Source organism: Pontiella desulfatans, assembly GCF_900890425.1.
Taxonomy (GTDB): Bacteria; Verrucomicrobiota; Kiritimatiellia; order Kiritimatiellales; family Pontiellaceae; genus Pontiella; species Pontiella desulfatans.
This window is the reverse complement of record NZ_CAAHFG010000002.1, coordinates 46,906-71,314: the sequence shown is the minus strand read 5'-3', so window position 1 is coordinate 71,314 and position 24,409 is coordinate 46,906. Positions and strand designations below refer to the sequence as shown.

Annotated in this window: 22 protein-coding genes and 2 tRNA genes; 3 read left to right on the top strand and 21 right to left on the bottom strand. The window is 56.1% G+C overall.

What is annotated here, in order from left to right:
• Positions 1-10: 10 nt before the first annotated feature.
• The 19 genes from E9954_RS16025 to E9954_RS15935 form a co-directional block, all read right to left on the bottom strand.
• Positions 11-1,789 (bottom strand): phospholipase D-like domain-containing protein, encoded by a 1,779-nt coding sequence (locus tag E9954_RS16025; RefSeq protein WP_168442323.1) that lies wholly within the window; start codon positions 1,787-1,789, stop codon positions 11-13.
• Positions 1,790-1,925: 136 nt separating this feature from the next.
• Positions 1,926-2,603: a 3-keto-disaccharide hydrolase gene (locus E9954_RS16020; RefSeq protein WP_136080317.1), complete on the bottom strand. Its 678-nt coding sequence runs from the start codon at positions 2,601-2,603 to the stop codon at positions 1,926-1,928.
• Positions 2,604-3,384: 781 nt separating this feature from the next.
• Positions 3,385-3,768: a hypothetical protein gene (locus E9954_RS16015; protein ID WP_136080316.1), complete on the bottom strand. Its 384-nt coding sequence runs from the start codon at positions 3,766-3,768 to the stop codon at positions 3,385-3,387.
• Between the two features lie 207 nt (positions 3,769-3,975).
• Positions 3,976-4,395 (bottom strand): lipocalin-like domain-containing protein, encoded by a 420-nt coding sequence (locus E9954_RS16010; RefSeq protein ID WP_136080315.1) that lies wholly within the window; start codon positions 4,393-4,395, stop codon positions 3,976-3,978.
• A 285-nt stretch (positions 4,396-4,680) separates the two neighbouring features.
• Positions 4,681-4,980 carry an RNA-directed DNA polymerase gene (locus E9954_RS16005; RefSeq protein WP_136080314.1) on the bottom strand — a complete coding sequence of 100 codons (300 nt, stop codon included), beginning with the start codon at positions 4,978-4,980 and terminating at the stop codon, positions 4,681-4,683.
• 557 nt (positions 4,981-5,537) lie between these two features.
• Entirely contained in the window at positions 5,538-6,011 is a 474-nt protein-coding gene (locus E9954_RS16000) for a hypothetical protein (protein ID WP_136080313.1), read from the bottom strand.
• A gap of 913 nt (positions 6,012-6,924) precedes the next feature.
• Entirely contained in the window at positions 6,925-11,106 is a 4,182-nt protein-coding gene (gene rpoC, locus E9954_RS15995) for a DNA-directed RNA polymerase subunit beta' (RefSeq protein ID WP_136080312.1), read from the bottom strand.
• A gap of 46 nt (positions 11,107-11,152) precedes the next feature.
• Positions 11,153-14,917 carry a DNA-directed RNA polymerase subunit beta gene (gene rpoB / locus E9954_RS15990; protein WP_136080311.1) on the bottom strand — a complete coding sequence of 1,255 codons (3,765 nt, stop codon included), beginning with the start codon at positions 14,915-14,917 and terminating at the stop codon, positions 11,153-11,155.
• A 120-nt stretch (positions 14,918-15,037) separates the two neighbouring features.
• Positions 15,038-15,451, bottom strand: coding sequence for a 50S ribosomal protein L7/L12 (gene rplL / locus E9954_RS15985; RefSeq protein WP_136080310.1), 414 nt, complete (start codon positions 15,449-15,451; stop codon positions 15,038-15,040).
• A 42-nt stretch (positions 15,452-15,493) separates the two neighbouring features.
• Positions 15,494-16,024: a 50S ribosomal protein L10 gene (rplJ, locus tag E9954_RS15980; protein WP_136080309.1), complete on the bottom strand. Its 531-nt coding sequence runs from the start codon at positions 16,022-16,024 to the stop codon at positions 15,494-15,496.
• A gap of 18 nt (positions 16,025-16,042) precedes the next feature.
• Entirely contained in the window at positions 16,043-16,738 is a 696-nt protein-coding gene (gene rplA / locus E9954_RS15975; protein WP_136080308.1) for a 50S ribosomal protein L1, read from the bottom strand.
• A 2-nt stretch (positions 16,739-16,740) separates the two neighbouring features.
• Complete coding sequence (gene rplK, locus E9954_RS15970; RefSeq protein ID WP_136080307.1) at positions 16,741-17,163, bottom strand: 50S ribosomal protein L11; 423 nt, start codon at positions 17,161-17,163, stop codon at positions 16,741-16,743.
• Between the two features lie 17 nt (positions 17,164-17,180).
• A complete protein-coding gene (gene nusG / locus E9954_RS15965; RefSeq protein WP_136080306.1) occupies positions 17,181-17,735 on the bottom strand; it encodes a transcription termination/antitermination protein NusG in 555 nt (184 codons plus the stop codon).
• Positions 17,736-17,759: 24 nt separating this feature from the next.
• Positions 17,760-17,957 (bottom strand): preprotein translocase subunit SecE, encoded by a 198-nt coding sequence (gene secE, locus E9954_RS15960; RefSeq protein WP_136080305.1) that lies wholly within the window; start codon positions 17,955-17,957, stop codon positions 17,760-17,762.
• Positions 17,958-17,980: 23 nt separating this feature from the next.
• Positions 17,981-18,056: transfer RNA gene (locus tag E9954_RS15955), tRNA-Trp, on the bottom strand.
• A 20-nt stretch (positions 18,057-18,076) separates the two neighbouring features.
• On the bottom strand, positions 18,077-18,229 hold the full coding sequence (gene rpmG, locus E9954_RS15950; RefSeq protein WP_136080304.1) for a 50S ribosomal protein L33: 153 nt from the start codon (positions 18,227-18,229) through the stop codon (positions 18,077-18,079).
• Between the two features lie 71 nt (positions 18,230-18,300).
• Positions 18,301-19,500, bottom strand: coding sequence for an elongation factor Tu (gene tuf / locus E9954_RS15945; protein WP_136080303.1), 1,200 nt, complete (start codon positions 19,498-19,500; stop codon positions 18,301-18,303).
• Positions 19,501-19,554: 54 nt separating this feature from the next.
• Positions 19,555-19,630, bottom strand: a tRNA-Thr gene (locus E9954_RS15940).
• Between the two features lie 236 nt (positions 19,631-19,866).
• A complete protein-coding gene (locus E9954_RS15935) occupies positions 19,867-20,490 on the bottom strand; it encodes a Uma2 family endonuclease (RefSeq protein WP_136080302.1) in 624 nt (207 codons plus the stop codon).
• 314 nt (positions 20,491-20,804) lie between these two features.
• On the opposite strand from E9954_RS15935, the gene E9954_RS15930 reads away from it, so the two are divergent.
• From E9954_RS15930 to E9954_RS15920, 3 genes are all read left to right on the top strand, one after another.
• Positions 20,805-21,191, top strand: coding sequence for a hypothetical protein (locus E9954_RS15930; RefSeq protein ID WP_136080301.1), 387 nt, complete (start codon positions 20,805-20,807; stop codon positions 21,189-21,191).
• 140 nt (positions 21,192-21,331) lie between these two features.
• Positions 21,332-22,108 (top strand): hypothetical protein, encoded by a 777-nt coding sequence (locus tag E9954_RS15925; protein WP_136080300.1) that lies wholly within the window; start codon positions 21,332-21,334, stop codon positions 22,106-22,108.
• Positions 22,109-22,183: 75 nt separating this feature from the next.
• Positions 22,184-22,666: a hypothetical protein gene (locus tag E9954_RS15920; RefSeq protein ID WP_136080299.1), complete on the top strand. Its 483-nt coding sequence runs from the start codon at positions 22,184-22,186 to the stop codon at positions 22,664-22,666.
• Positions 22,667-22,747: 81 nt separating this feature from the next.
• Here the strand turns inward: E9954_RS15920 and hypE are convergent, their stop codons facing one another.
• Together hypE and E9954_RS15910 are read right to left on the bottom strand one after the other, a co-directional pair.
• Complete coding sequence (hypE, locus tag E9954_RS15915) at positions 22,748-23,743, bottom strand: hydrogenase expression/formation protein HypE (RefSeq protein ID WP_136080298.1); 996 nt, start codon at positions 23,741-23,743, stop codon at positions 22,748-22,750.
• Positions 23,736-24,356 (bottom strand): Uma2 family endonuclease, encoded by a 621-nt coding sequence (locus E9954_RS15910; RefSeq protein ID WP_136080297.1) that lies wholly within the window; start codon positions 24,354-24,356, stop codon positions 23,736-23,738. The genes hypE and E9954_RS15910 overlap by 8 nt, the downstream gene beginning before the upstream one ends.
• Between the last annotated feature and the right edge of the window lie 53 nt (positions 24,357-24,409).

The window sequence follows — 24,409 nt, the reverse complement described above, 5'->3', positions numbered from 1 at the left end:
AGGCTCCGGATTACATCAGGGGGCGCGCCCAACCGAAGAACGCTTTCATCAGACGCGTCTGGATGACGGTGGACGAATCGGGCACCTCTGGGAAATACCCGACATCGGTATAGTTTTGCTGGAAGTTGGGATCGCGCGGCGGTAAGGGGGCGCACCCCTCCTTCAGGTCAAAGTTCGTGGTGTAGCGGTAGGGCCAGATATCGAACACGGGCAGCGCGGTCGAGATGGCGCCGATGAACCCGCTGAAGTGCGAGATGACCGGGGTCTTCGGCCCCTTGCTAACCGTCCAGGCGTTCTGCGGTTCGCACCCATTGAGAATCACCCGCTCCAGGGCCAACGCAACCTCTTCGTCGTCGATGAAGACACCGCATTCGGTATTCAACTTTGCGGAGCGCGGATCGAAGTTATGCGACCCGATCAAGGCCACCTTGCCATCGAGCACAAGCGACTTGGCGTGGATGCAGAGCAACGGCCCCGCCCGTTCAATCCGGCCAACATCGTCCCGATCGATGCCCGCGTTCTCGATGGCCCGATCCACAATCGCATCCAGTCCGTATACATAATCATGCTGATCCCCGGGATAGGGTTTGGCTTCGTAGATGTCGATGCCTGTCCGCTTGTAGAGCTCCTTCCGGTGCTTGAACGAGAGCGCATAGACCGCCAGATGGTCGGCGGCGGCCAGGCTGTTGCTGGAAGCAATGATCCGATAGTTCGGATGGTCCTCGCGCAGTTCGGCGATGCGACGGCGGACATTGCGGCTGTAGATGAGATAGGGCGTCTGGTAGACGAGGCGATCCGTACTGCCCGTAATAAGGAATTCAAACCACTCGTCAAAATCCATGCGCCCCTTGCCGCCCTGGAACTTGCGCGGGGTATCGTAGATGAACATCACCTTGTCGGCCTCGTAGACCTTGATGCTGGTGCGGACCTTCGCCAGCGACCTTTCGTTGGCCAGCTTGTCGATCTCCCCGAACATCCAAAGATCGTCCGGATCGGAAAACGGCTCGTTGCCATTGGTCAGCTTTTCAAACTCCCGCCGTACATCGAGCAGCTGGGTCAGGAATACCGCGCTCTTGTCCTGCCAGAACAACTCGAACGAATCCTGCATATCCATCACGGCGGGGCCGGCCACGACCACATCGCGGTCGCGGAAGAGAAAGTCCGGATCGCGGTCGTAGTATTTGCCCTCGTAGTTGCGGCCTCCGGCAATCCCGACCCGGCCATCCACGAGCACCAGCTTGTTGTGCATCCGACGGTTCATGTGCTTGGTCTTCAGCACCAGGTTGCCCATGAAGCCGATCTTCCCGTATTCGATGGTTTCGCGCAGTGGCTTGTAGAGGCAGATTTCGAGGTTGCGGTGGGCGCGCGCCATGCGAGCCAGCTGCGCCGGTGTGGCCGGCGTGTTGACGGCATCGATCAGGATGCGCACCAGCACCCCGCGCTCGGCGGCCTTCACCAATTCGTCGAACACAAAGCGGCTGGTGGGATCGTCCTTCCAGATGAAGGTCTGGATATCGATCGACTCCTTGGCCGACCGGATCAGGTGGATGCGTGCCAGCAAGGCGTCATCGCCCAGCTCAAGGATGCTGACGTATTCGGAGGTTCCCCCCGCTGCCATCGTTTTCCACGCCTTGGAGGCCAAGGTCTGGTATTCGGAGGCAATCGGCTTGGCCAACTCGATGTCGTAGCGCTTCAGGCGCTGGTACTTGAAGGCATTCTCCAGCTCACGCTCCGGAATACTCGAACACCCCGCAACCAGCACACACCCCAGCACCATCAATGGTTTCATAACTACACGCATCGGGAACCACTCTATACGGATAGCGCCGCGCAATCAAACCATTCATTGACGCCCCTTCCCTCAACCCAGTAGCATTCGGGCGAGCCGCCATTCGGGCGGGACGGGGCCCGCCCCACCAGCACGGTTAGATTTCGCGGATATGGAGGTTGCGCCAGCTGACGCTCATCGGGTGCAGCTTGGCATTGATGCCGTGAACCTGCAGGCCGAGCTGCCCTTTCGGATGCGTCTTGAAGATTTCCTCGTCGGAGAGGTCGGCGATGGGCTGGCCGTTGATGAAGGTTTGGATACGCGCGCCCTTGGCCACGATGCGGTAGTGGTTCCACTCCCCGTTCTTGAAATGGCTATGCTGGTTGACCGCCGGATCCTTCGATGTGGGTTCGGGCGAAAGCCAGCCTCGACCGGTCGCCTCCCCGTAAATGTAGCCGGCCTGCCCGGGCCCCGCCTCGATCTCGACCTGCGGGCCATAGAACCGGCCAACCTTGAACTTGCCTTCATCCGCCACACGCGAGCGCGAACGGATCTGCACACCGGAGTTGAGCTTGTCGGAAACCTTCACCTCGAACTCCAGTTCAAAATCGCCATACTGCGCCTTCGTGGCGAGAAAGGTGTTGGGGCTCGGCACCGCCGTATGGCCGGTAATCACGCCATCCTTAACCTCATAGGTCGCCTGGCCATCCTCAACCGTGAATTCAGACAAATCCTTGCCATTGAAAAGCGGCTTCCAGCCTTCGCTGGCAGCGTATTCCTTCGCCATGGCCTGGAGGGCCAGCATACAGCATGCGGTTGCAACGATCGTTTTCATTCTCTCTCTCCCGGTTGGTTAAATGATGGGGCATTACCCATACAAAACGCGACCAACACCCGAAAACGGACAAGACGGCACAGATGGCTTTGCCATAAGGCTCATTCGGGTAAATTGCGATTGGCATTAGCTCGCATTCGATATGCAAGCCACGCTTCCATGCCCCAACCGACTTCCCAACCGCAACAGTACCCCAGGCATCCCGCTGGCTGTACCGCAGGCGTCCTCATGGGTGGTTCCAACGGAGCGGGGCTTTCCGGCCCCCGTCGGGGACAGGAATGTCCCCGCTCCCGCACAAGCCATTCCCGCCGGGGAAATGGAAGAGCTTCGATTCAATATGACGAATTAGGCGGCCCGACCCTTTTTCCACGACCCTTTTTCCCAAAACGAATTAAATGCGAGAGCCTGACGCGTAGCGGCTTAGTTCAACGACCGGGCTGAGTTGCCCGGCGAATAAACTTTGAAATTAAAACCGGCGTTGTCCGGGTAAACTCAAGCCCCTGGTTCGCTGGGGATTTGAGGGAGAAAAGTAGATGATGAAAGATCCAGCCAAAAACGCCAACCTTCGGGGAGATCCCGACTGCCGCGCAAGCGGGTATAAACAGGATGTCTCTCATTGTCGAGCGAATGGCCACGACGCTTTAAACTGGCTAACATTTTTGGAAGCGAACGTTACGGGTGAGCTGACACGGGAATAAACGGCAGGCATGAAAATTGTGCGTTGTACCGTGTCAGCTCAACCCGCTGGTTCTGCTAATATGCTTGAGCAGTTAATTCAGAACTACTGCTTCGCTAAGGAAATAGAGCTGGCTTCTCCTTTTGTATTGTAGCCTGTACCTGATATAGAACTGCCTGACACCAAAAGGTCTAAGTTAATTGTTGTGCCATCTACAATGAGTGCAACTATAAGTTGATTTCCATTAATACTGTAATTTCCGCCAATAATTCCATTTGAGTCATCTGTCGACCATTGAGCTGTGTTGTCAGAATTAAGAACAAGAGTGGCAGCATGTGTGCTGTTAACATGACCTGTCCATGTACCTACAATACTCGAGTTGGCTTCGCTTCCGTTGTCACCTCCATCGTCGTCTCCTCCACACCCAATAAGTGCGAGTGATGCTCCAAGAAGCAGAGCAGTCATTAGTCTTCTGGTTGGTTTTTGCATATTTCTCCTTGGTTAGTTTATTATGCAGAACGTTATTTATTTCCCCGTATGTTGAATGCGATTGTATCTACACTAGATGTGCTCACATATGCCCAAACTGAATTGGGTTCAAATTTCATAAAAGCTTGCGTAGTTTCGACATGCTTGGTGGTGTGGGGAGAGGGAGCTAGTCACTCCCCTTTACCCGTTTGTGCTCACAAATTTCGCCTATTCTTTCCGGAAAAAGGAGGAGTCACCATCATCCCAAAGAACAAATTCATTACCTGAAAAAGTGAACTGGAACTCACCACCGAGGGAGACCTCGTTGCCAGTGACGGTATAAGTAAAGTCTTCGGGAGCATCAGCATCTGGTACATACCCCTCAAAGATATCATTAAACCCATAAGAGCCCGCGAAATTGAAATATGAGGTTCCTGATCCGTCGGCATTAAACACCAACTTCCCATAATAGCCTTCTGGCGAAGGGAAGTAATATGTCTTCCCATCAATTTCTTCCTTATATAATCTCCATGTTCCTACGATGCCGGAATCCTTATCTTCTTTCCCATCATCATCTCCACATCCAACAAGTGCGAGTGACGCTCCAATAAATAGGGTTGTCATTAGTCTTCTGGTTAGTTTATGCATGTTTCTCCTTTGGTTAATATTTGTGCAGAACGTTTAGCATAAGCCGAATACTGGGCAACAAGTATCGCCTTCAAATCCGGGCGTTGTGCCGTGGCGTTTCAATGTTCTTGTTCTGCAAATGTTAAAGTTTATTCATTGTCCAGTTGCCCGCCCATTCTTCTCCGTTATTTGAACCAACAAAGCTGCCAGACATAGCGTTCCCATCAACAGCAACAATACCATTAAATGTAGTCGTAGGCATTTCGAATGTAATCGCTCCCGTTGCAGTTATTGTGCCGTTGAATGTCATATCAAGTGGAGGATCAGATTATCGCTGCCAGCCTTGGGGATATAACTGCGCCGTTTCACGCCGGGCCGGTAGCCCATCCGTTTCAACCGCCCGGAAAGATCCAGCAGGTTTTCTTCCAGTTTTGCTCCGTACTCTTCCTTTGTAACTTTATCCAGCCCCGTCGCCTTGCCCGACTTCAGCGCATGAAAACAGGCCCGCAGGTTGTCCACATCGCAGATGTGATGATACAAGCTGGTAAACACCAGCTTCGACTCCTTGCGCGCCTTCACTCCTATCTGGTTCAGGTTTGTTGCCATAATTTATGCGTCCGTTGAATGACGATTCATGTTTCTCCTTCCCCAGTTGATTATCCGCGGAAAGCTTCACTCCACGGGGATTAGCCGCTTCATCGCTAGACCATTGCAGCACACCGCTTTCCGTCACGCTATACGCGGCCATTTGGCGTTCTCTTTTCACATTGAACGACATACTCGGGTACTTCCATTGCGGTCGATTCCCCAAGAGCCTGCGTAACTCGCCTGGTTGTCCATCTATCGTTGTCTGGCTCGATGCTGTCTTGGACCCCGGGGTGGAGATGCGCACTGGTCAGATAACGTCCGCATCCCATGGCCTGCGCCCGGGACAAAGGGATCGGCTAAACCACCCAAAATTTCAATTTTCTCGGAGCTGTGTGTCAGATTCAGGGCTACACCCTTCACCTCGCCAAACTCATTACTTTGTCTTTCCACCTCATGGGTTTTCAGTCATTTCATTACCGGGTGGTTGACTAGACCTTCCCAGAGAGGCCTGCACGTTGTGCGTCCTCTTCAATGGATTTCCATTGCCAGGTTTACTATCCCTTTATTGTTCTGCGCTATTTATTTCCCCTAATATCGAGTTCAATAGTCTCCGTTCCAACAATTCTGATGTGCGCCCATACAGACTGTGGCTCGAACTGTCCTTCAATATAAAATGATGCAGGGAGAAGGCTTCCTCCTTCGTCGAGATTGTCTGTAGTATCAAACTGATATTCAGGATCTGAAGGATCATCCATGAACCCATAGCTTGTTGTGAACTCAGTCCAAAATTGGCCAGGAATCCCAAAGGACATTGTTAATTGATCCCCATTGGATTGGACGATTACTGGGTCACCAGAGTAACTACCTACTGGTAAGCTAGAGGTGCCCTTGGTTATTTCATAGGTGACAGAATAAGTGCCTGAAAAATCAAAAGAGTTCTCGGAACCAGAACTTCCACTACCTTCGTCATCATCTCCGCCACACCCAAACAATGCGAGCGATGCTCCGAGCAGCAGGGTTGTCATTAGTCTTCTAGTTATTTTTTGCATGTTTCTCCTTTGGTTAGTTGTTGTTCAGAACGATTAGGATTTTATCCCTCCTGCTTCCCCAAACGTCCTCTCTGTTGAAGCAGGTTAAAAGCAGGAGGATATGAGGGCACCCAAAAGGTGCCATCTTGATGTTGGACTGAGCCACCCCGGCACGTCCGGCCTATCTATGGGGATTGTATGGAGCGCGAGCCCCCGCCGCTATGATATTATTAATATTTCTTTCCAAGGGGCGGAACCAGTCCCTCCAAATGTGGAGCGGGCTTTCTTGCCTGCTCATCGCCGGGATGGGCAGGCTGGAAAGCCTGCCCCACGAGGCGGCGGGCGGCTCGGATGGAACCTCGCCCTCCAGTCAGTTTTTTTCACAGGACGATTTATAACAGGACTATTTCCGGTGCGGGCGCAGGGGAAATTCGTGTCCATTAGTGTTCATTCGCGGTTAAGCAAATCGTGCAATTTTTCTGCTGCAAAGCCGCTTTGATGTGAATCATACCCAATTAAACAGATTTTTTTTACCACAGAGGTCACCGAGACACAGAGCAATTGAACATTCCCGCTCCTCTGTGCCTTCGTGTCCTCTGTGGTGAGACCATTCAATTTAAGTTCATATAGAGAGCCTGGCTGTGGTCTTTGTGCTATGCGCGCAATTGCTTCTCAATTGTGTGGCCATCCCAACGCCTGCGATGCCTTGCTGGAGGGGCGCACGCCGTGCGCCCGAGCGGACAGCGTCCGCCCCTCCACGAACGGCTCGGATGGAACCTCGCGCTCCAGATGTGGAGCGGGTTTTCTTGCCTGCTCATGCCGGGATGGGCAGGCCGGAAAGCCTGCCCCACGAGGCGGCGGGCGGCACGTCCCCCGCACGCAAAAAGGCGAAGCCCGGGGGCTTCGCCTTTTCTGCTTCGGTTATGGATAACCGTTAGAGGTCTTCGTCGTTCGGCTGGTCGGCAAACGCGAGCGGGTCTCCGCCGAGTGCGTCTTCCACCGAGATTTCCTCGCCCAGCTTGACCGGCTTGATGTCGCGGTACATCGGGAAACCGGTACCGGCGGGAATCAAGCGACCCATGATGACGTTTTCCTTGAAGCCACGCAGCGAGTCGACCATGCCGAGCGTTGCGGCTTTGGTGAGAACGCGGGTGGTATCCTGGAACGACGCCGCCGAGATGAACGACTCGGTTTCGAGCGCGGCCTTGGTGATGCCGAGCAGTACCGGGGAGGCTTCCGCCGGGCGGCGGCCATCGCCGACCGCGCGTTGGTTGACTTCCTGGAAGGTCTGCTTTTCGACCTGCTCGCCCCAGAGGAACTCGGTGTCGCCGGGATCGGTAATCTTGACCTTGCGCAGCATCTGGCGAACGATCACCTCGATGTGCTTGTCGTTGATTTCCACCCCTTGCAGACGGTAGACGGCCTGGACCTCGTTCACGAGATATTCCTGCAGGTCCTGCGGTCCGCAAACCTCGAGCAGTTCCTGCGGAACAATCGGGCCTTCGGTGAGCTGCTGCCCCTTGTGGACAAAGTCGCCGGGGAACACGATGACGTGCTTGTTCATCGGGATGAGGTGCTCTTCCTCGGCACCGGTGACGGTGTCGCGAACGATGAGCTTGCGCTTGCCCTTGGCAATGCCGCCGAGTTCAACGATGCCTTCGATCTTGGCGATCTCGGCCGCTTCCTTCGGGGTACGGGCTTCGACGAGCTCGGCCACACGCGGCAGACCACCGGTGATGTCCTTCGTACGAACCGTCTTACGCGGCGTACGCGCCAGGGTGTAACCCGCGCCGATCTGCTCGCCTTCCTTGATCATCACCTGGGCTCCGGCCGGGATGGAGTAGAAGCCCTTGTTGCCGTCTTTTCCGACGATCACGATCTGCGGGTGGAGGTCTTCCTTGTGTTCCATGACCGTTAGGCCTTCAACACCGGTGGATTCGTCGACGGCCTTCTGGACCGTTACCCCCTCGATGAAGTCGTGGAACTCAAGTTTACCGTCGTGTTCGGAAAGAATCGGAACGGAGTACGGATCCCACTCAACAAACGTTTCGCCGGCTTTCACTTCGCCGCCGTCATCGACGGAAACGAGGGCGCCGATCACGAGGGCATAGCGCTCGAGTTCGCGACCTTCCTCGTCGACAATAACAATGTTGCCGTTTTTGTTGAGGATGACGTTCTTGCTATCGACCTTAACGGAACGGATGCCTTCGTACTTGGCGAAACCGCCGGACTTGGCGATTACCTTCGGCTGTTTAAATACGGACGATGCCGTACCACCGATGTGGAACGTACGCATGGTCAGCTGCGTGCCCGGCTCACCAATCGACTGCGCCGCGATGATGCCCACGGGCTGGCCGAGCTGGGCCACCTTGCCGGTGGCGAGGTTTTTGCCGTAGCATTTGGCGCAGACGCCGCGACGGGATTCGCAGGTCAGCACGGAGCGGATCACCACGGTTTCAACCCCGGCGCTTTCCACCTTGCGGGCGGAATATTTATCGATCAGCTCGCCGGCGGCCACGAGGACTTCCAGCGTGTGCGGGTTGCAGATGTCTTCCGCAGCCGTACGGCCGATGATGCGCGTTGCCAGGGAGACGAGCTCGTCGTCGCCTTCGGTGATGGCGCTGACTTCAATGCCGTTGAGCGTGTGGCAGTCTTCCTCGGTGATGATGATATCGTGCGAAACGTCGACCAGCTTACGGGTAAGGTAACCGGAGTCGGCGGTTTTCAACGCGGTATCGGCCAGACCTTTGCGGGCACCGTGCGTCGAAATGAAGTATTCGAGCACCGACAAACCTTCACGGAAGTTCGACAGAATCGGACGTTCGATAATTTCGCCGGACGGCTTGGCCATCAGGCCACGCATGCCGGCCAGCTGGCGGATCTGCTGGCGCGAACCACGGGCACCGGAATCGACCATCACGTAGACCGGGTTGAGTTCTTCCTTGGACTGCACGTTCATCGGGTCGTCGTTCTTTTCGAGCACGTCGAACAGCTTGTTGGTCAGCTTGTCGTTGGTGTCGGTCCAGATGTCGATGATCATGTTGTAGCGTTCACCCTCGGTGATGAGACCCTTGCGGTGCTTGGCTTCAACGCCCTCGATTTCCTCGCGGGCCTTGGCCACCATCTCGCCTTTGTCCTGCGGAATGATCATGTCGCAGAGGCCGATGGACATGCCGGAACGGGTGGCGTGTTCGTAGCCGAGGTTCTTGAGGGCATCCAGGACGGTGACGGTGACGTTGTGCCCGGAGATTTCGTAGCACTGCTCGATGAGGATTCCGACCACCTTCTTGGTGGCGGTCTTGTTCACGAATCCGAGTTCACTCGGCCAGACTTCGTTGAAGAAGACACGGCCCACCGTGGTGGTGATCACGGAGCGTTCCTGGTCGCCGTTGCGGGTTTCGCGCTGGTAGTCGGGATTGCGGTAGCGAATGCGGTCGTGCAACCGGACGACGCCTTCGTCGTAGGCCGTGTGCACTTCCATGATGTCATTCATCATGCGCAGATGCTCGTTGCCGGATTTCTTCTTCCCGAACTTGCGCTCCATCATGTAGGACTGCGATTCGGACGTGAGGAAGTATACCCCCAGCGCGATGTCCTGCGTCGGAGTGGTGACCGGCTTGCCGGAAGACGGCGAGAAAATGTTGTTGCTCGCCAGCATAAGGCTCTTCGACTCGACCTGCGCCTCAACGGAGAGCGGCACGTGGACGGCCATCTGGTCACCGTCGAAGTCGGCGTTGTAGGCGGTACAAACGAGCGGATGCAGCTGAATGGCTTCCCCTTCGATGAGGATCGGCTCGAACGACTGGATCGAAAGCCTGTGGAGCGTCGGTGCGCGGTTGAGCATCACCGTATGTCCGCGGGTCACTTCGTCGAGGATGTCCCAAACTTCGTCGACTTCGCGCTCGATCATCTTCTTCGCGCTACGGACGGTGTGGACCACACCGCGTTCCTTCAGGCGCCGGATGATGAAGGGCTCGAAGAGAACGAGGGCCATCTTCTTCGGAAGGCCGCACTGGTTCAGCTTGAGGGTCGGGCCCACAACAATTACGGAACGGCCGGAATAGTCGACACGTTTACCGAGCAGGTTCTGGCGGAAACGGCCTTGCTTGCCCTTGAGCATGTCGCTCAACGATTTCAGCGGGCGGTTGCCCGGCCCGGTGACGGCGCGGCCATGGCGGCCATTGTCGAACAGGGCGTCGACCGACTGCTGCAGCATGCGCTTTTCGTTGCGGATGATGACCTCGGGGGTCTTGAGCGCGAGCAACGTGCGAAGGCGGTTGTTGCGGTTGATGACGCGGCGATAGAGGTCGTTCAGGTCGGAGGTGGCGAAACGGCCGCCTTCGAGCGGAACCAGCGGGCGCAGATCCGGCGGGATGACCGGCAGCACTTCCATGATCATCCATTCCGGACGGGAGTTGGACTTGATGAAGCCCTCCATCACCTTCATCTGGTTCACCAGCTTCTTGCGGGTTTGCTTGGAGCGGGTGTTCATCATGGCTTCTTCCAAAGCCTGAAGGGTTTCAACCGGATCGATCTTGGTGAGCAGTTCGCGCACGCCTTCGGCACCGATCTTGGCCACGAAGTTGTCGACGCCATAGTTGTCCATGGCTTCGCGGTATTCTTCTTCGGAGAGCAGCTGCTTTTCCTTCAGCGGCGTATCGCCGGCATCGACCACGATGTAGTTGTCGTAGTAGAGCACGCGCTCGAGGTTGCGCATGGTCATGTCCAGGATGAGCCCCATGCGGCTCGGGGTCGCCTTGAAGAACCAGATGTGCGAGGTCGGCACGGCCAATTCGATGTGGGCCATGCGTTCGCGGCGGACGCGCGACAGGGTGACTTCCACGCCGCAACGGTCGCAGATGACGCCCTTATGCTTGATGCGCTTGTATTTGCCGCACGAGCATTCCCAGTCTTTGGTCGGCCCGAAGATGCGTTCGCAGAACAGGCCGCCCTTCTCGGGTTTGAAAGTCCGGTAGTTGATGGTTTCCGGATTCTTTACTTCGCCATGGCTCCACGAACGGATCGACTCGGGCGATGCGAGCGTAATGCTTGCAAAGTCGCTCTGTTCCTGTTGCTTGATACCGAAGATGTCGGCAACGTTTGAATTCTTTTCCACGGATGTTCCTCCTGCAGTCTAAAATGTAGATCGTTTAATGGATGGACTAGACCGAAAGGATGGGTTCGCCATCCTCGTTCTTCACCTGGAAGTTCAGGCCGAGTCCCTGCAGTTCCTTGATCAGTACGTTGAACGATTCCGGGCGTCCGGAGTCGAGGACGTTTTCGCCCTTGACGATCGCTTCGTACATGCGGGTTCGTCCGGCGATGTCGTCGGATTTGACCGTAAGGATTTCCTGCAATGCGTGCGCCGCGCCATAGGCTTCCAGCGCCCACACTTCCATTTCCCCGAAACGCTGGCCACCGTACTGGGCCTTGCCACCCAGCGGCTGCTGCGTAACGAGCGAATAGGGACCAACCGCACGGGCATGGATCTTTTCGCTGACCAAGTGGTGCAGTTTCAGCATGTAGATCACCCCCACCACGACGCGCTGCTCGAAGCGCTCGCCGGTACGGCCGTCGTAAAGATCCGTCTTGCCGTCCTCGGTCAGGCCGGCTTCGTTGAGCATGTCGCGGATCTGCTGTTCGGAGATCCCGTCGAAGATCGGGGTGGCCGCATGCATGCCGAGGTGTTTGCAGGCCCATCCCAGATGGGTTTCCAAAACCTGACCCACGTTCATGCGCGAAGGCACACCCAGCGGGTTGAGCACGATGTCCACCGGGGTTCCATCCGGCAGGAACGGCATGTCTTCCTCGGCAACGATGCGCGAAATCACACCCTTGTTACCGTGGCGACCGGCCATTTTGTCACCCACCGAAAGCTTTTTCTTTTCGGCAACGTAGACCTTAACGGACTTCACGATCCCCGCATCGACCTCTTCGCCACTACCGGCGCGGTCGAGGGAGCGGTCCTTGTCCTGCTTGGCTTCGTGGAACTTGCCGCGGTATTCATCGATGATGCCCATGATCTTGATGCGGATCGGGGACGGATCGATTTCCACGTGCTCGTAGTTGGCCGCCAGCTTGCGCAGGAGCGTCTTGGTGATCTTGCGGTTGGCCGGGATGATGACATCGCCGGAGCTGGCGTTCATGACATCCAGCGGAATCTTTTCTCCGAGCAGGATGTTGGAGAGCGCCTCGGTGAGGTCTTCCGTCAGCTGCGCCACCACGTCTTCGTGGCGTTCGGAGATTTCGTTCTGAAGCTTCTTGAGGTCGGTCGGCTTCTCCTTGCCACCGGCGCCCATGGCGTTGTTCTTGGACGAAACCTTCACATCCATCACAATACCGTGCGTACCCGAAGGTGCCTTGAGCGAGGTGTCGCGGACATCCGCCGCCTTTTCGCCAAAGATGGCGCGCAGCAGGCGTTCTTCCGGAGCCAGCTCGGTTTCGCTCTTCGGCGTAATCTTGCCGACGAGGATGTCGCCGGGTTTCACCTCGGCGCCGATCTGGATGATGCCGTCGTGGGAGAGGTTCTTGAGCGCCTCTTCGCCGACGTTGGGGATATCGCGGGTGATTTCTTCCGGCCCCAGCTTGGTGTCGCGGGCGCCGCATTCGAATTCCTCGATGTGGACCGACGTGTATACGTCTTCGCGCACCAACTTCTGGTTGATCAGGATGGCGTCCTCGAAGTTGTATCCGCCCCACGGCATGAACGCGACAACCACGTTCTTACCCAGGGCCAGTTCGCCCTGGTCGGTGCCGGAGCCGTCGGCCAACACGTCGCCGGCCTTGATCTTCTGGCCGACTTTCACGAGCGGGCGCTGGTTGAGGCAGGTTCCTGCGTTCGAGCGCATGAATTTGCGGAGCTTGTAATCCTGGACGCCGCTCGCTGATTTCTTGGCGGGCATCTGCCCGTCCGGCGTAATCACGATGCGGTCGGCGGAGGCATAGGCCACCTTGCCGTCTTCGTTCGCGGTGATGAGCACGCGGGAGTCGCGGGCCAGGCGGCCTTCGATTCCGGTACCCACGAACGGGCGTTCCGACTTCATCAGCGGAACCGCCTGGCGTTGCATGTTCGAGCCCATCAGTGCGCGGTTGGCGTCGTCGTGCTCGAGGAACGGGATCAAGCCGGCGGCAATGGACACCACCTGCTTCGGCGATACGTCCATGTATTCAACCTTTTCCGGGGCAACTTCGATGAAGTCGCCACGGACACGGACCATGACGCGGTCGTTGACGAAACAGTTCTTCTCGTTTAACGGGGCGTTGGCCTGGGCGATGACGTAGCGTTCTTCTTCGTCGGCGGTCAGCCAATCGATGTTCTTACTAACCTTGCCCTTGGCGCACTTGAGGTAGGGCGTCACGATGAAGCCATACTCGTTCACCTTCGCGAAGGTGGAGAGCGAGGAGATCAGGCCGATGTTCGGGCCTTCCGGCGTTTCAATCGGGCAGATGCGGCCGTAGTGCGACGAATGGACGTCGCGGACTTCGAAGCCGGCGCGGTCGCGGTTCAGGCCGCCCGGGCCGAGCGCGGAAAGACGGCGCTTGTGCGTGAGTTCCGAAAGCGGGTTGGTCTGGTCCATGAATTGCGACAACTGCGACCGGCCGAAGAAATCCTTGATGACGGCCGAGAGGGCCTTCGGATTGATGAGCTTCTGCGAAGAGAGGCGGTCGACCGTCGTATCGAAGATCGTCATGCGCTCCTTCACGAGGCGCTGGATGCGGGCCAGGCCGACGCGGCATTGGCCTTCGAGCAATTCGCCAACCGTACGGATGCGGCGGCTGCCCAGGTGGTCGATATCGTCCAGCGAGCCCTCGCCCATGCGAACCATGAGGAGATAGCGCAGCGCTTCAACCACGTCTTCCACTTCCAGCGTGAGGGACGTGCTGTCGATGCCCAGCTTCTGCTGGATCTTATAGCGGCCAACGCGGCTCAGGCTGAAGCGGGCTTCATCGAAGAAGAGGCGCTTGATCATCTGGCGCGCGGAGGCGGTGGTGGGCGGATCGCCCGGGCGCAGCTTCTGGTAGAGATCCTTCAGGGCTTCGTCCACGGTGCGGGTGGTGTCGGCCTGTACGGATTTCAGGAAGAGCCCCTGGTCCCAGGAAACATCGACGACGGATACCTTCTTGTATCCGGCCAGCTTCATGCGCTGGATCATGTCGACCGTCAGCGTGTCGTAGCGACGACCAATGACGGATTCCGAATCGGCATCAACGATATCGTCGCTGAGCACGAGGTTTTCAAGTTCCTCTTCCTTGTAGGTTTTCTTGGAGAGCGAGAACTCGGCGAACTTGTAGTAGAGATTCAGGATCTCTTCATCCTTCTCGTAGCCCAGGGCACGGAGGAAGGTCGACGCCAGGAATTTCCGGCGGCGGCGCTTGCGGTCGAGATAGATGTAGATCAGGTCGCTGGTATCGAACTGCGCCTCGATCCACGAACCATGGTCCGGGATGATGCGGAACGAATGCAGGATGGACCCGTTCGCATGCTGGGATGATTCGAAACAGATGCCCGGCGAACGGTGCAGCTGGCTGACGATAACCCGCTCGGCGCCGTTGATCACAAAGCTTCCGCTCTGCGTCATCAACGGGATTTCACCCATGAACAGCGTGTCCTCGCGAAGGTCTTCGCCTTCGCGCAGCTTGAACGTCACATAGAGCGGCGCCGAGAAGGTTTCCCCTTCGCGCAGCGATTCCATGTGGTCAAGTTTAGGCGTCTTGATCTCGTAACTTACGAAATCTAGCGCAATCTGTCCGTCGTAGCTCTCAATCGGAAACGCTTCGCCCAATACAGCTTGCAGACCCATCTTCTTCCGTTTGGAAGGAGACAGGTCCGTTTGGAGGAAGTCCCGGTAGGAGTTAAGTTGGATTTCAATCAAGTCAGGCGCATCAAGCGCATCGGTGAGCTTGCCAAAGTTTTTTCTCTCAGCCATCCCGCACCTTCAGGTTTATGTTGGAATATAACGCTTGTTCCCCTTTGGGTCTCAAAGGGGAACAATACAATGCCACGTCAAGCGTGACGCAATCTGTCAAAAATCGAGAAAACGGGAGGTTTACTTGATTTCGATAGTTGCTCCAACACCTTCGAGCTTTTCTTTCATGGCGTCAGCGTCTTCTTTGGAAAGACCGGTCTTGATGCTGGAAGGAGCACCGTCAACCAGTTCCTTGGCTTCTTTCAGACCGAGACCTGTGATGCCGCGGAGTTCCTTGATGACCTGGATCTTGGATCCGCCGGCAACCGTGAGAACAACTTCGAATTCAGTCTGCGCAGCAGCGCCGCCTTCATCGTCGCCACCGGCCGGAGCGGCCACGGCAACTGCTGCCGGAGCGGCTGCGGTTACGCCGAGACGATCTTCGAGCGCCTTAACGAGCTTGGAAAGTTCGAGAACCGAGATGGTTTCGACCCAATCAACGAATTCTGCCATTTTACCTTCGAGTACTACTTCTTCTTTTGTTTCTTCGGACATTTTTTTGCCTCCTAATGAACTGCTTCTAATTCAAATTTATGGTTATGCTTCTTGTTCTTTTTTGTCTTTTGCCGCACTCAGCACGTAGACCAAACTTGCGATCTTCTGATCCATTACGCCCACCAGCTGGCTGCACGGTGCCTGCAAGGTACCAAGCAACATCGCTCGCATGACATCCTTGGGAGGAAGCTTGGCGAGTTCGACCACATCCTTGGCGGAAATGGCCTTGCCTTCGACAAATCCACCCTTGATGACGGGCTTCTTTTTCGCTGCGGTAAACTTCTTGATGACCTTCGCCACTTCAACCACGTCGCCATCGCCGTAGATCATCGCGGTCTGCCCCTTGAGCAGCGCGGATGCGTCTTCAGGCAGCGCCCGGTTGAGCATGCGGTTTTTCACAACGTTGTACGCTGCGCCGTTTTCGCGGAGCGAGTTCTTCAGCTCGTTGGTGCTGGGCATATCCATGCCGTTATAGTCGGCAAGGATCATGTACAGCGCCCCCGAAATGCGCGCATCGATCTCGTTCGCTTCAGCGATTTTTTCCGGTCTCAGACCTTTTTCTGTAGGTTTCATCTAAATACCAACCCTTCCCTATGCGGAGATTTCCTTGAGGGCGACCCGAAGGCCCGGACCCATTGTACTGGAAATGGTGCAACGTTTGATGTAGGTGCCCTTCGCAGTGGCCGGCTTGGCGCCATTGATCGCGTCAACGACCGCCTTGGCGTTTTCAAGCAGGGCCGTCTTCTCGAAGGAGCGCTTGCCGAACGGAACCGCGATGTTGCCATTGCGGTCCATGCGGAACTCGACTCGGCCGGCCTTGAGCTGGTTCACAGCAGAGGCGGTGTCGTCGGTAACGGTTCCAGTCTTCGGGTTCGGCATCAGGCCACGCGGGCCAAGCACACGAGCCACCTTGCGGACTTCCTTCATCGCGTCGGGCGTGGCCACGGCGGCGTCGAAGTCGGTCCAGCCATCCTGGATCTTCTTGATCAGGTCTTCGAAGCCAACTTCGGCGGCACCGGCTGAGCGGGCTGCTTCGGCGGCATCGCCGGTTGCGAACACAATGACGCGAACGTCTTTACCGGTACCGTGCGGCAACGCAACGGTGGAGCGGATCGCCTGGTCGGATTTTGTCGGGTCTACACCCATCCGGAAGGCGAACTCAAACGTTTCGTCGAATTTTGCGGTCGGGTTTTCCTGCAGGAAGGCCACGGCGCTTTCAACGCTGTAGTCCGATTCCTTGGTTACCTTCTCCGCAACTGCGGAGTATTTTTTTCCGTGAGTAGCCATCTTTATTCCACCTCGATTCCCATGCTGCGCGCAGTGCCTTCGATAATACGAACGGCGGCATCGAGGCTATTGGCGTTGAGATCGTCTTTCTTGGTCTCAACGATTTCCTCGATTTGCGCGCGGGTTACCTTCCCGACCTTGTCGCGGTTCGGGACTCCAGATCCCTTTGCGAGTCCGGCGGCCTTCTTGAGCAGCACCGCTGCGGGCGGGCTCTTCGTGACAAACGAGAAGCTTCGGTCGCTATATACGGTGATGACCACCGGAATAACCAATCCCGCCTGGCTCTGCGTGGCGGCGTTGTACGCCTTGCAGAACTCCATGATGTTAACGCCGTGCTGACCCAACGCGGGGCCGACCGGCGGCGCAGGGTTTGCTGCCCCCGCGGGGATTTGCAACTTGATGTACCCTGTGATTTCCTTAGCCATAACAATCCTCAATAAATTTATTCAGCCGAACGCTCGACCTGCCAGTATTCGAGCTCCACCGGAGCCGAACGCCCGAAGATCGAAACAGAGATCTTCAGTTTGCCGCGTTCCGGATCGACTTCCTCGATCACTCCGCTGAAGTTCATGAACGGGCCGTCGGTAACCTTTACGGTTTCGCCGGGCTCGAACATCACCTTCGGCGCGACAGCTTCCTTCTTTTCCTCGATCTGGTTGACGATGCTGTTTACTTCGTCGTCGCTCATGGGCGCGGGACGTTCCCCGCCGAGGAAACCGATTACGCCTGGCGTGTTCTGGATGAACGTCCACGCACTGGCGTTTACTGACTTGTCGTCGTTGAACAGGTTGATGTTGATCAACAGGTAGCCCGGGAAAAATTTCCGGGTCACCGTGGTCTTCCGTCCCTGTTTCACTTCGGAGACCTTTTCGGAGGGGATTAGCACCTCTCCGATGATCTCTTCCATTTCCTCTTGCTGCACCCGGCTGGCGATGTTCTTTTGAACCTTCAGCTCGTGCCCGGAAAGCGCGTGTAGGATGAACCATTGTTTTGGCATTTCGTAATGTCCCTACGGAATAAACTAGCGGATGATGAAGCGAAGGAGGTTCATGTTGACCACATCGCAAAGCCCCACGAAAGCGCCGAGAATGATGACCGAAATGATGACCACCACGGACTGACCGAACAGTTCCTTGCGGGTGGGCCAGGTGCATTTCAGCAGTTCCACCTTCACCTCTTCGAGGAAGGTTTTCAGGCTACCGACGTTTAGTTTATTCATTGTGCTTTCCAGTTTCAAGTAAGTGGCAGGACGGAAGGGACTCGAACCCCTAACAGCCGGTTTTGGAAACCGGTGCTCTACCAATTGAACTACCGTCCTGTCGTCAAAAATCGAATCAACTACTTCGTTTCGCGATGAAGGGTATGCCGCTTATCCCGCGGGCAATACTTCTTGATCTCGCGACGACTCGTTTCCAGCTTTTTATTGCGGGTTCCGGTGTAGTTGCGCTCTTTGCACTCGGTGCAGGCCAGAGTGATAATATCTCTTGGCATGGTATTATCCTATTAGAGTTTAAACGCGGGCGCGGGCAGGATCGCCTGCCCGTCCCGGTTACTCGCTGGTTTTACGCAACGATTTCGATTACGCGGCCTGCACCAACGGTACGGCCACCTTCGCGGATGGCGAAACGCATGTGCTGCTCCATCGCGATCGGAGTGATGAGTTCAACGTCCATGGTGACGTTGTCACCCGGCATGACCATCTCAACGCCTTCCGGCAGCTGGATGTCGCCGGTTACGTCGGTGGTACGGAAGTAGAACTGCGGACGGTAGCCCTTGAAGAAAGGCGTGTGGCGTCCACCTTCGTCCTTGGACAGAACATAGACTTCGCCCTTGAACTTGGTGTGCGGCTTGATGGAACCCGGCTTGGCCAGAACCTGGCCGCGCTGAACTTCTTCTTTCTTCGTGCCGCGGAGCAGAACACCAACGTTATCGCCGGCCTGTCCTTCGTCGAGGATCTTGCGGAACATTTCCACACCGGTGCAGGTGGTGGTGGCCGTATCCTTGATGCCGATGATTTCAACGGGGTCGCCGGTGTGGATCACACCACGCTCGACACGGCCGGTAACCACCGTGCCACGTCCTTCGATGGAGAATACGTCCTCGATCGGAAGCAGGAACGGAAGATCCGTTACGCGTTCCGGTTCCGGGATCCAGGTGTCAAGCGCGTCCATCAGATCCTGGATGCACTGTGCTTCGGGGCCGGTCGGGTTCTGGATGGCAGGAAGAGCGGCGCCACGGATGATGGGGCTGTCTTCTTCGAACTCGTACTTGGCGAGGAGTTCCTGGATTTCCATTTCGACGAGCTCAATCAGCTCTTCGTCATCAACCAGGTCGCACTTGTTGAGGAACACAACGATTTTCGGAACACCAACCTGGCGGGCCAGGAGGATGTGCTCGCGGGTCTGCGGCATCGGGCCGGAAGGGGCTTCAACCACGAGGATCGCGCCGTCCATCTGGGCAGCACCGGTGATCATGTTCTTGACGTAGTCGGCGTGGCCGGGGCAGTCAACGTGGGCGTAGTGGCGATTTTCCGACTCGTACTCAACGTGCGAGGTCGCGATCGTCAGAATCTTGGTGGAGTCGCGGCGACCCTGGGATTCCGATGCTTTTGCAACGCTATCGTATGCAATGTATTCAGCCAAACCCTTGGCTGCCTGTACGCAAGTGATACATGCGGTTACAGTGGTTTTACCATGGTCAACGTGACCAATCGTACCCACATTCACGTGGGGCTTGTTACGTTCGAACTTATCCTTAGCCATTTTGTTTACCTCCTGAATCTTCTCAGTTAACAATCTTACAACAAATCGAATAAATGGAGCCCATGAGCAGATTTGAACTGCTGACCTCATCCTTACCAAGGATGCGCTCTACCAACTGAGCTACATGGGCCTGTTTATCCAAAAAAACAGACAAACAAGCCCGCTGCACACCGGTAAAAAATGTACTCGCTGGGCTTGTTCCTACAAAAATATTCCTACCTGCCGCCTAGGCATATCTGGCAAATAAGACGGCGCAATATATAGAACCGGACGGAAGAGTCAACCCCCAAGCCAAAAAAAGTTTGGCAAATCCATTTCCCCGCAAAAACCGCCCCACACCCGTTTCCTCGGAGGAGAACCGGACGGCTACGCGTTTCCTTTCGCCCGGTATTCGGCGACGTCCTCTTTAACAACATAGACGCTTTCGCCGGACTCCGGCAGCGGCCCCAGCACAGCCTCCAGATCGAGTTCCAGCTCCGGGAAGCTTGGCGATGCAAACCTGTCCGAACCCTGGTAGTTCCCCATTCGGCGATATGTTGCCCCGTCCAACAAGAACACTTCGATGTACGGCGGAACGGGGGAAACCAGCCAAACCTCCTTCACGCCGGCACGCGCATACAGCTCCATCTTGCGCCTGCGGTCGTGCACCTCCGTTGAAGGCGACAGGATTTCGACCACCAGGGCCGGCGCCCCCTCCACGTGGGAATCCGTGATCTGCCCCTCGTCGCAAACCACCATCAGGTCGGACTGGACAACATCCTCGTCCGACAGCTTCAGGTCGGTCGGGGCGGCATAGGGCTTGCAGGGCTTCCCTTCAAGAAAACCCCTTAAACGGTAGCCCAGTTCCATGGAAATTTCCTGGTGGCGCGTGGTCGGCGCGGGCGACATGTTGAAAACCTCGCCGTCGATGATCTCGTAGCGCTTGTCGTCCGGGAACGACTGGTAGTCCTCCCAAGTATACCGCCTGTCTTTGAATGCCGGTTCGCCCATGGCCAATCCTCCTGCGAATTCGAAACATAGTGGCGACCAGACTGGAAGTCACGCACCGAAACAACAAGCGTCCTCGGCAAGGTTTCAAGAAACGGGCGCAGCACTATTCCGTGCAGTACTTTAAGCGACAATCATCAAACCTCTCAAATTCAACAAACCCCCTTGCATTCCGCACTCACTTCACATAACTTAACCAAGCATATGTAGAGTTGCATACATCACACATAACCAATGGAGATAAGAACATGGAAGTGAAGTCGAAATGGTGGAAAATGACCAAAAGCTTAGCAATTGGCAGTATCGGAATCTGCTGCATGATGGCATTTTCCGGGTGCCTGGGGGACGATGACGATAGTTCATCTAGCGGCGGAAACGGCGGAGGAATGAATGCTCCGAGCCAGCTATCGGTCGGCGATGTCATCAAGGTTTATGAAGACTCGGATCCACTCGTCTTCACCATTACGGGCTCTTCTTCCCTGAGCAAAACAGGCGGGCATTTTGGCAGTCAGGTATTCTCCGGAACCTATACTTATCAAACAACCTCGGACGTCACGGCTGAATTCAATGTCGCTGTAACCGCAAGCGACAACCACGATATGATACTGAATTTTAATTCGGGACAAACCCACCTGAAAATCTATTACGGTAGCACCGTCTATGAAGACGACAACTACTCCTTCGATTATATCCAGGGGAACTAATCCCGAACCAAATTGAAAACGGACAATGCGGCCATATGGCCGCATTGTTGCTTTTATTGAATGTCATGGAAAACACACCTTCAATGCAGAACGCGCAACCACGGGGCTCCGAACTCGAGCTAGATATGCGAAAGGTTGCCATGGCAGTCCTCAAAGTGGCGCTCCTTCTTGAACTGCTCTTCGTTGTGGGCGATCTTGTGTTTAACTCAATGGATCTTTGCGACGATTTGTCGATCCGTCGCATCTGGAACATTGCCCGCGAACAATCGTTGCCCACGTGGTTTTCATCCTTTCAGGCACAGCTAGTTGGCCTGACCGCCTTATTAATTGCAATGGCGGCCAAACGGCAGGCGACAAAAAAGGCCTGTTGGGCCTGGATAGGCATCGCCCTCTTCTTTTTCTACGTCGGCCTCGACGACTTCGTTGAATTGCACGAACGCCTTGGAGGAGTCGTTGATCGATCCATCACCCAATTTTCCGGCACCGCACCAGCCAAGCATCAATCCATCTTCAAGCAATCCTACTCCTGGCATACCTACCTGGCACCGCTCTACAGCATCGTAGTCGCAGCCATTGCCCTCTTTTCCTGGAAGCCCCTGAAAAAGGCCGGAGCCCTGCTCTATTTCCTCCTCGGCCTAACCTGCTGGGCAACCTCGCAGGCACTCGACTACCTAGAAGGACTTCGTGGTGCCCGAGATGCCTACATCGCCATCGGCAATGCACTCCACTTTTCCCACCCCTCCTATGTGAGCCATCTGTCAAAGCTAGTCGAAGAGGTACTGGAAATGCTCGGCACCACCTTGATCTGGGTCGCCTTTCTTCACTACCTCGGGCTGGTGGCACAAGGCAAGACCATCCGGATCGCCTACGATGGAAAGCCCCAGACGCTCAACAATGATGACCCAATAGTTAGCTAGAGACAAATGGCAAGAAAAGTGCTCAGTCAACATTGTGCATATTGCTCAACATTCAAAACCCATGGAGGTAGTATCATGAAACTATGGCTAAAAACAACCGGGCTGCTTACAATCGGCATTTGCCTTATACTCAACTTGAACGGCTGTCTAAATTCCGGAGACGATGATTCATCTTCGGGCTCATACTATCCGCCGGAGGATTCGGGGGGCTCGGATGGAGGTTCCTCGGGAGGATCTTCAGGCGGTTCCACCGGGGGAGGCGGCTCGGAAACCCTCATCTACCGCACCGTTAAGATTTACATGACAGATGGCGACACCGGCCAACCGCTGGATAACGGGACTTGCATCCTACAAGCAATGGATGACAACTACATGCATGCAGGCTCAACCGACCTGAGTGGGGAATACCAAAAAACGTTTAGCTGCAACGGGACAGCGAATGCTTATCGAGTGGTCGCCAAGAAAACCCATTATATCACTCGGCATTCGGACTACATCCACTTTGCCCAAGGCGAAGGAGGCACCAAGCAAATCCAAGTGCGCATGCAACCAGAATGATCCCAAAGGTAGGGCCGAAAGAAAATCTGTCCCATATTTGGAACAACTCGCTCGGCTCAGCTATAGGTCTCTCCGCAAGAATCAGCAAATCCGCGGCAGGGGGTCGGAGGCGAGGATGCCGAGGGTGCGGAGGGTGCCCATTTCCGTGTTGAGCACGGTTTTGCCGGGATAGTCGGCCACGATGGAACCTACGACCGCGGCATCTCGGCCGTAGGGGGATTGCTTCAGCACATCCAGCACGGCAGCGGCGGCGGAGGCCGAAACCACCAGCACGGCCTTGCCCTCGTTGGCACTATATAAAGGATCGAGGCCCAGCAGCTCCGACACCCCGGCAACGGCATCCGACAGCGGAATGTCGTTTTCCTGGAGCAGTACGCCCCATGGCCGGTTTTCGGCCAGCTCGTTGAGCACGGTGGCCACCCCGCCGCGGGTGGCGTCGCGCATCCATTTAACATCGGCCCCCTCTTGCGCCGCGGCAAGCATGTGGTTGAGCGGCGCGCAGTCGCTCTTGAGATCCGACTTCAGAGGAAATCCCTTGCGCATGGTCAGCAAGGCCATGCCGTGGTCGCCGACGGTTCCGGTCACAATGATTTTGTCGCCCGGCTCGATGGTTTCAGGTACGAGCGGATGCTCCAGCACGCCGATCCCGGAGGTATTGATGAAAATGCCGTCGCCCTTCCCCTTTTCCACGACCTTGGTGTCGCCGCAGACAATCTTGACGCCGGCCTCGCGCGCCTTGGTGGCGATCGACCTCACGATCCGCTCCAGCAGATCCAGCTCGATCCCGGCCTCCAGAATTACGCCAAGCGAAAGCCAGAGCGGCCGCGCGCCCATCACCGCGACATCGTTCACCGTGCCGCAAACCGCCAGCGTGCCGATATCGCCGCCCGGAAACTCCAACGGACTTACGACATACGAATCGGTTGTGAACACGATTTTCCCGTCCGCAGACAGAATGGCACCGTCATCCATCGAGTCGGGCGCAACATCGCCCAGCTGCCTGCAAAACAGATCCCGCACCAGCTCGCGCGTCATGCGCCCGCCGGAACCGTGGCCAAGGAGAATCTTGTCAGGCATCGTCCTTCACCTGGTATTCCGCAAAGGGCTCCTTCACTACGCGAACGGTTTCTTCGAATCCAAACGGGAAATCAAAAACCGCCTCAAGATCGATTTCCAATCCGTCGAAACCGGGCGACACAAGGACATCCCCTGTCGTGAAGCTTCCCTGGAGCCGATAGGAATCCCCGTCCAAAACAAAGACCTCAATCCCGGAAGGCACGGCCGAAACCAGCCAAACCTCCTTCACACCAGCACGCGCATACAGTTCCATCTTGATTTTGCGGTCATGCCAATAGGTCGTGGGCGACAACACCTCAACCACCAACGACGGTGCACCTTCCACATGCGAATCCGTAACCTGATCCTTGTCGCACACCACCAGCAAATCCGGCTGAACCACATCTTCGTCCGAGAGTTTAACATCGGTCGGCCCCGTGAAGGGCTTGCAGGATTTTCCCCGAAAAAAAACACAGAACTGAAAGAACAACTCTCCAACAATGTGCTGGTGTCGCGTGGATGGTGCGGCGGACATGTCGAACATCTCGCCGCCAATGATTTCAACACGCTTGTCGTCGGGCAACGCCTGGTAGTCGTCCCACGTGTATCGTTTATCATATACTGGTTCGCCCATGGCCAATCCTCTGTCTGGAAACCCGAAACTACCCCCCGGCGCCCTTTAAGTCA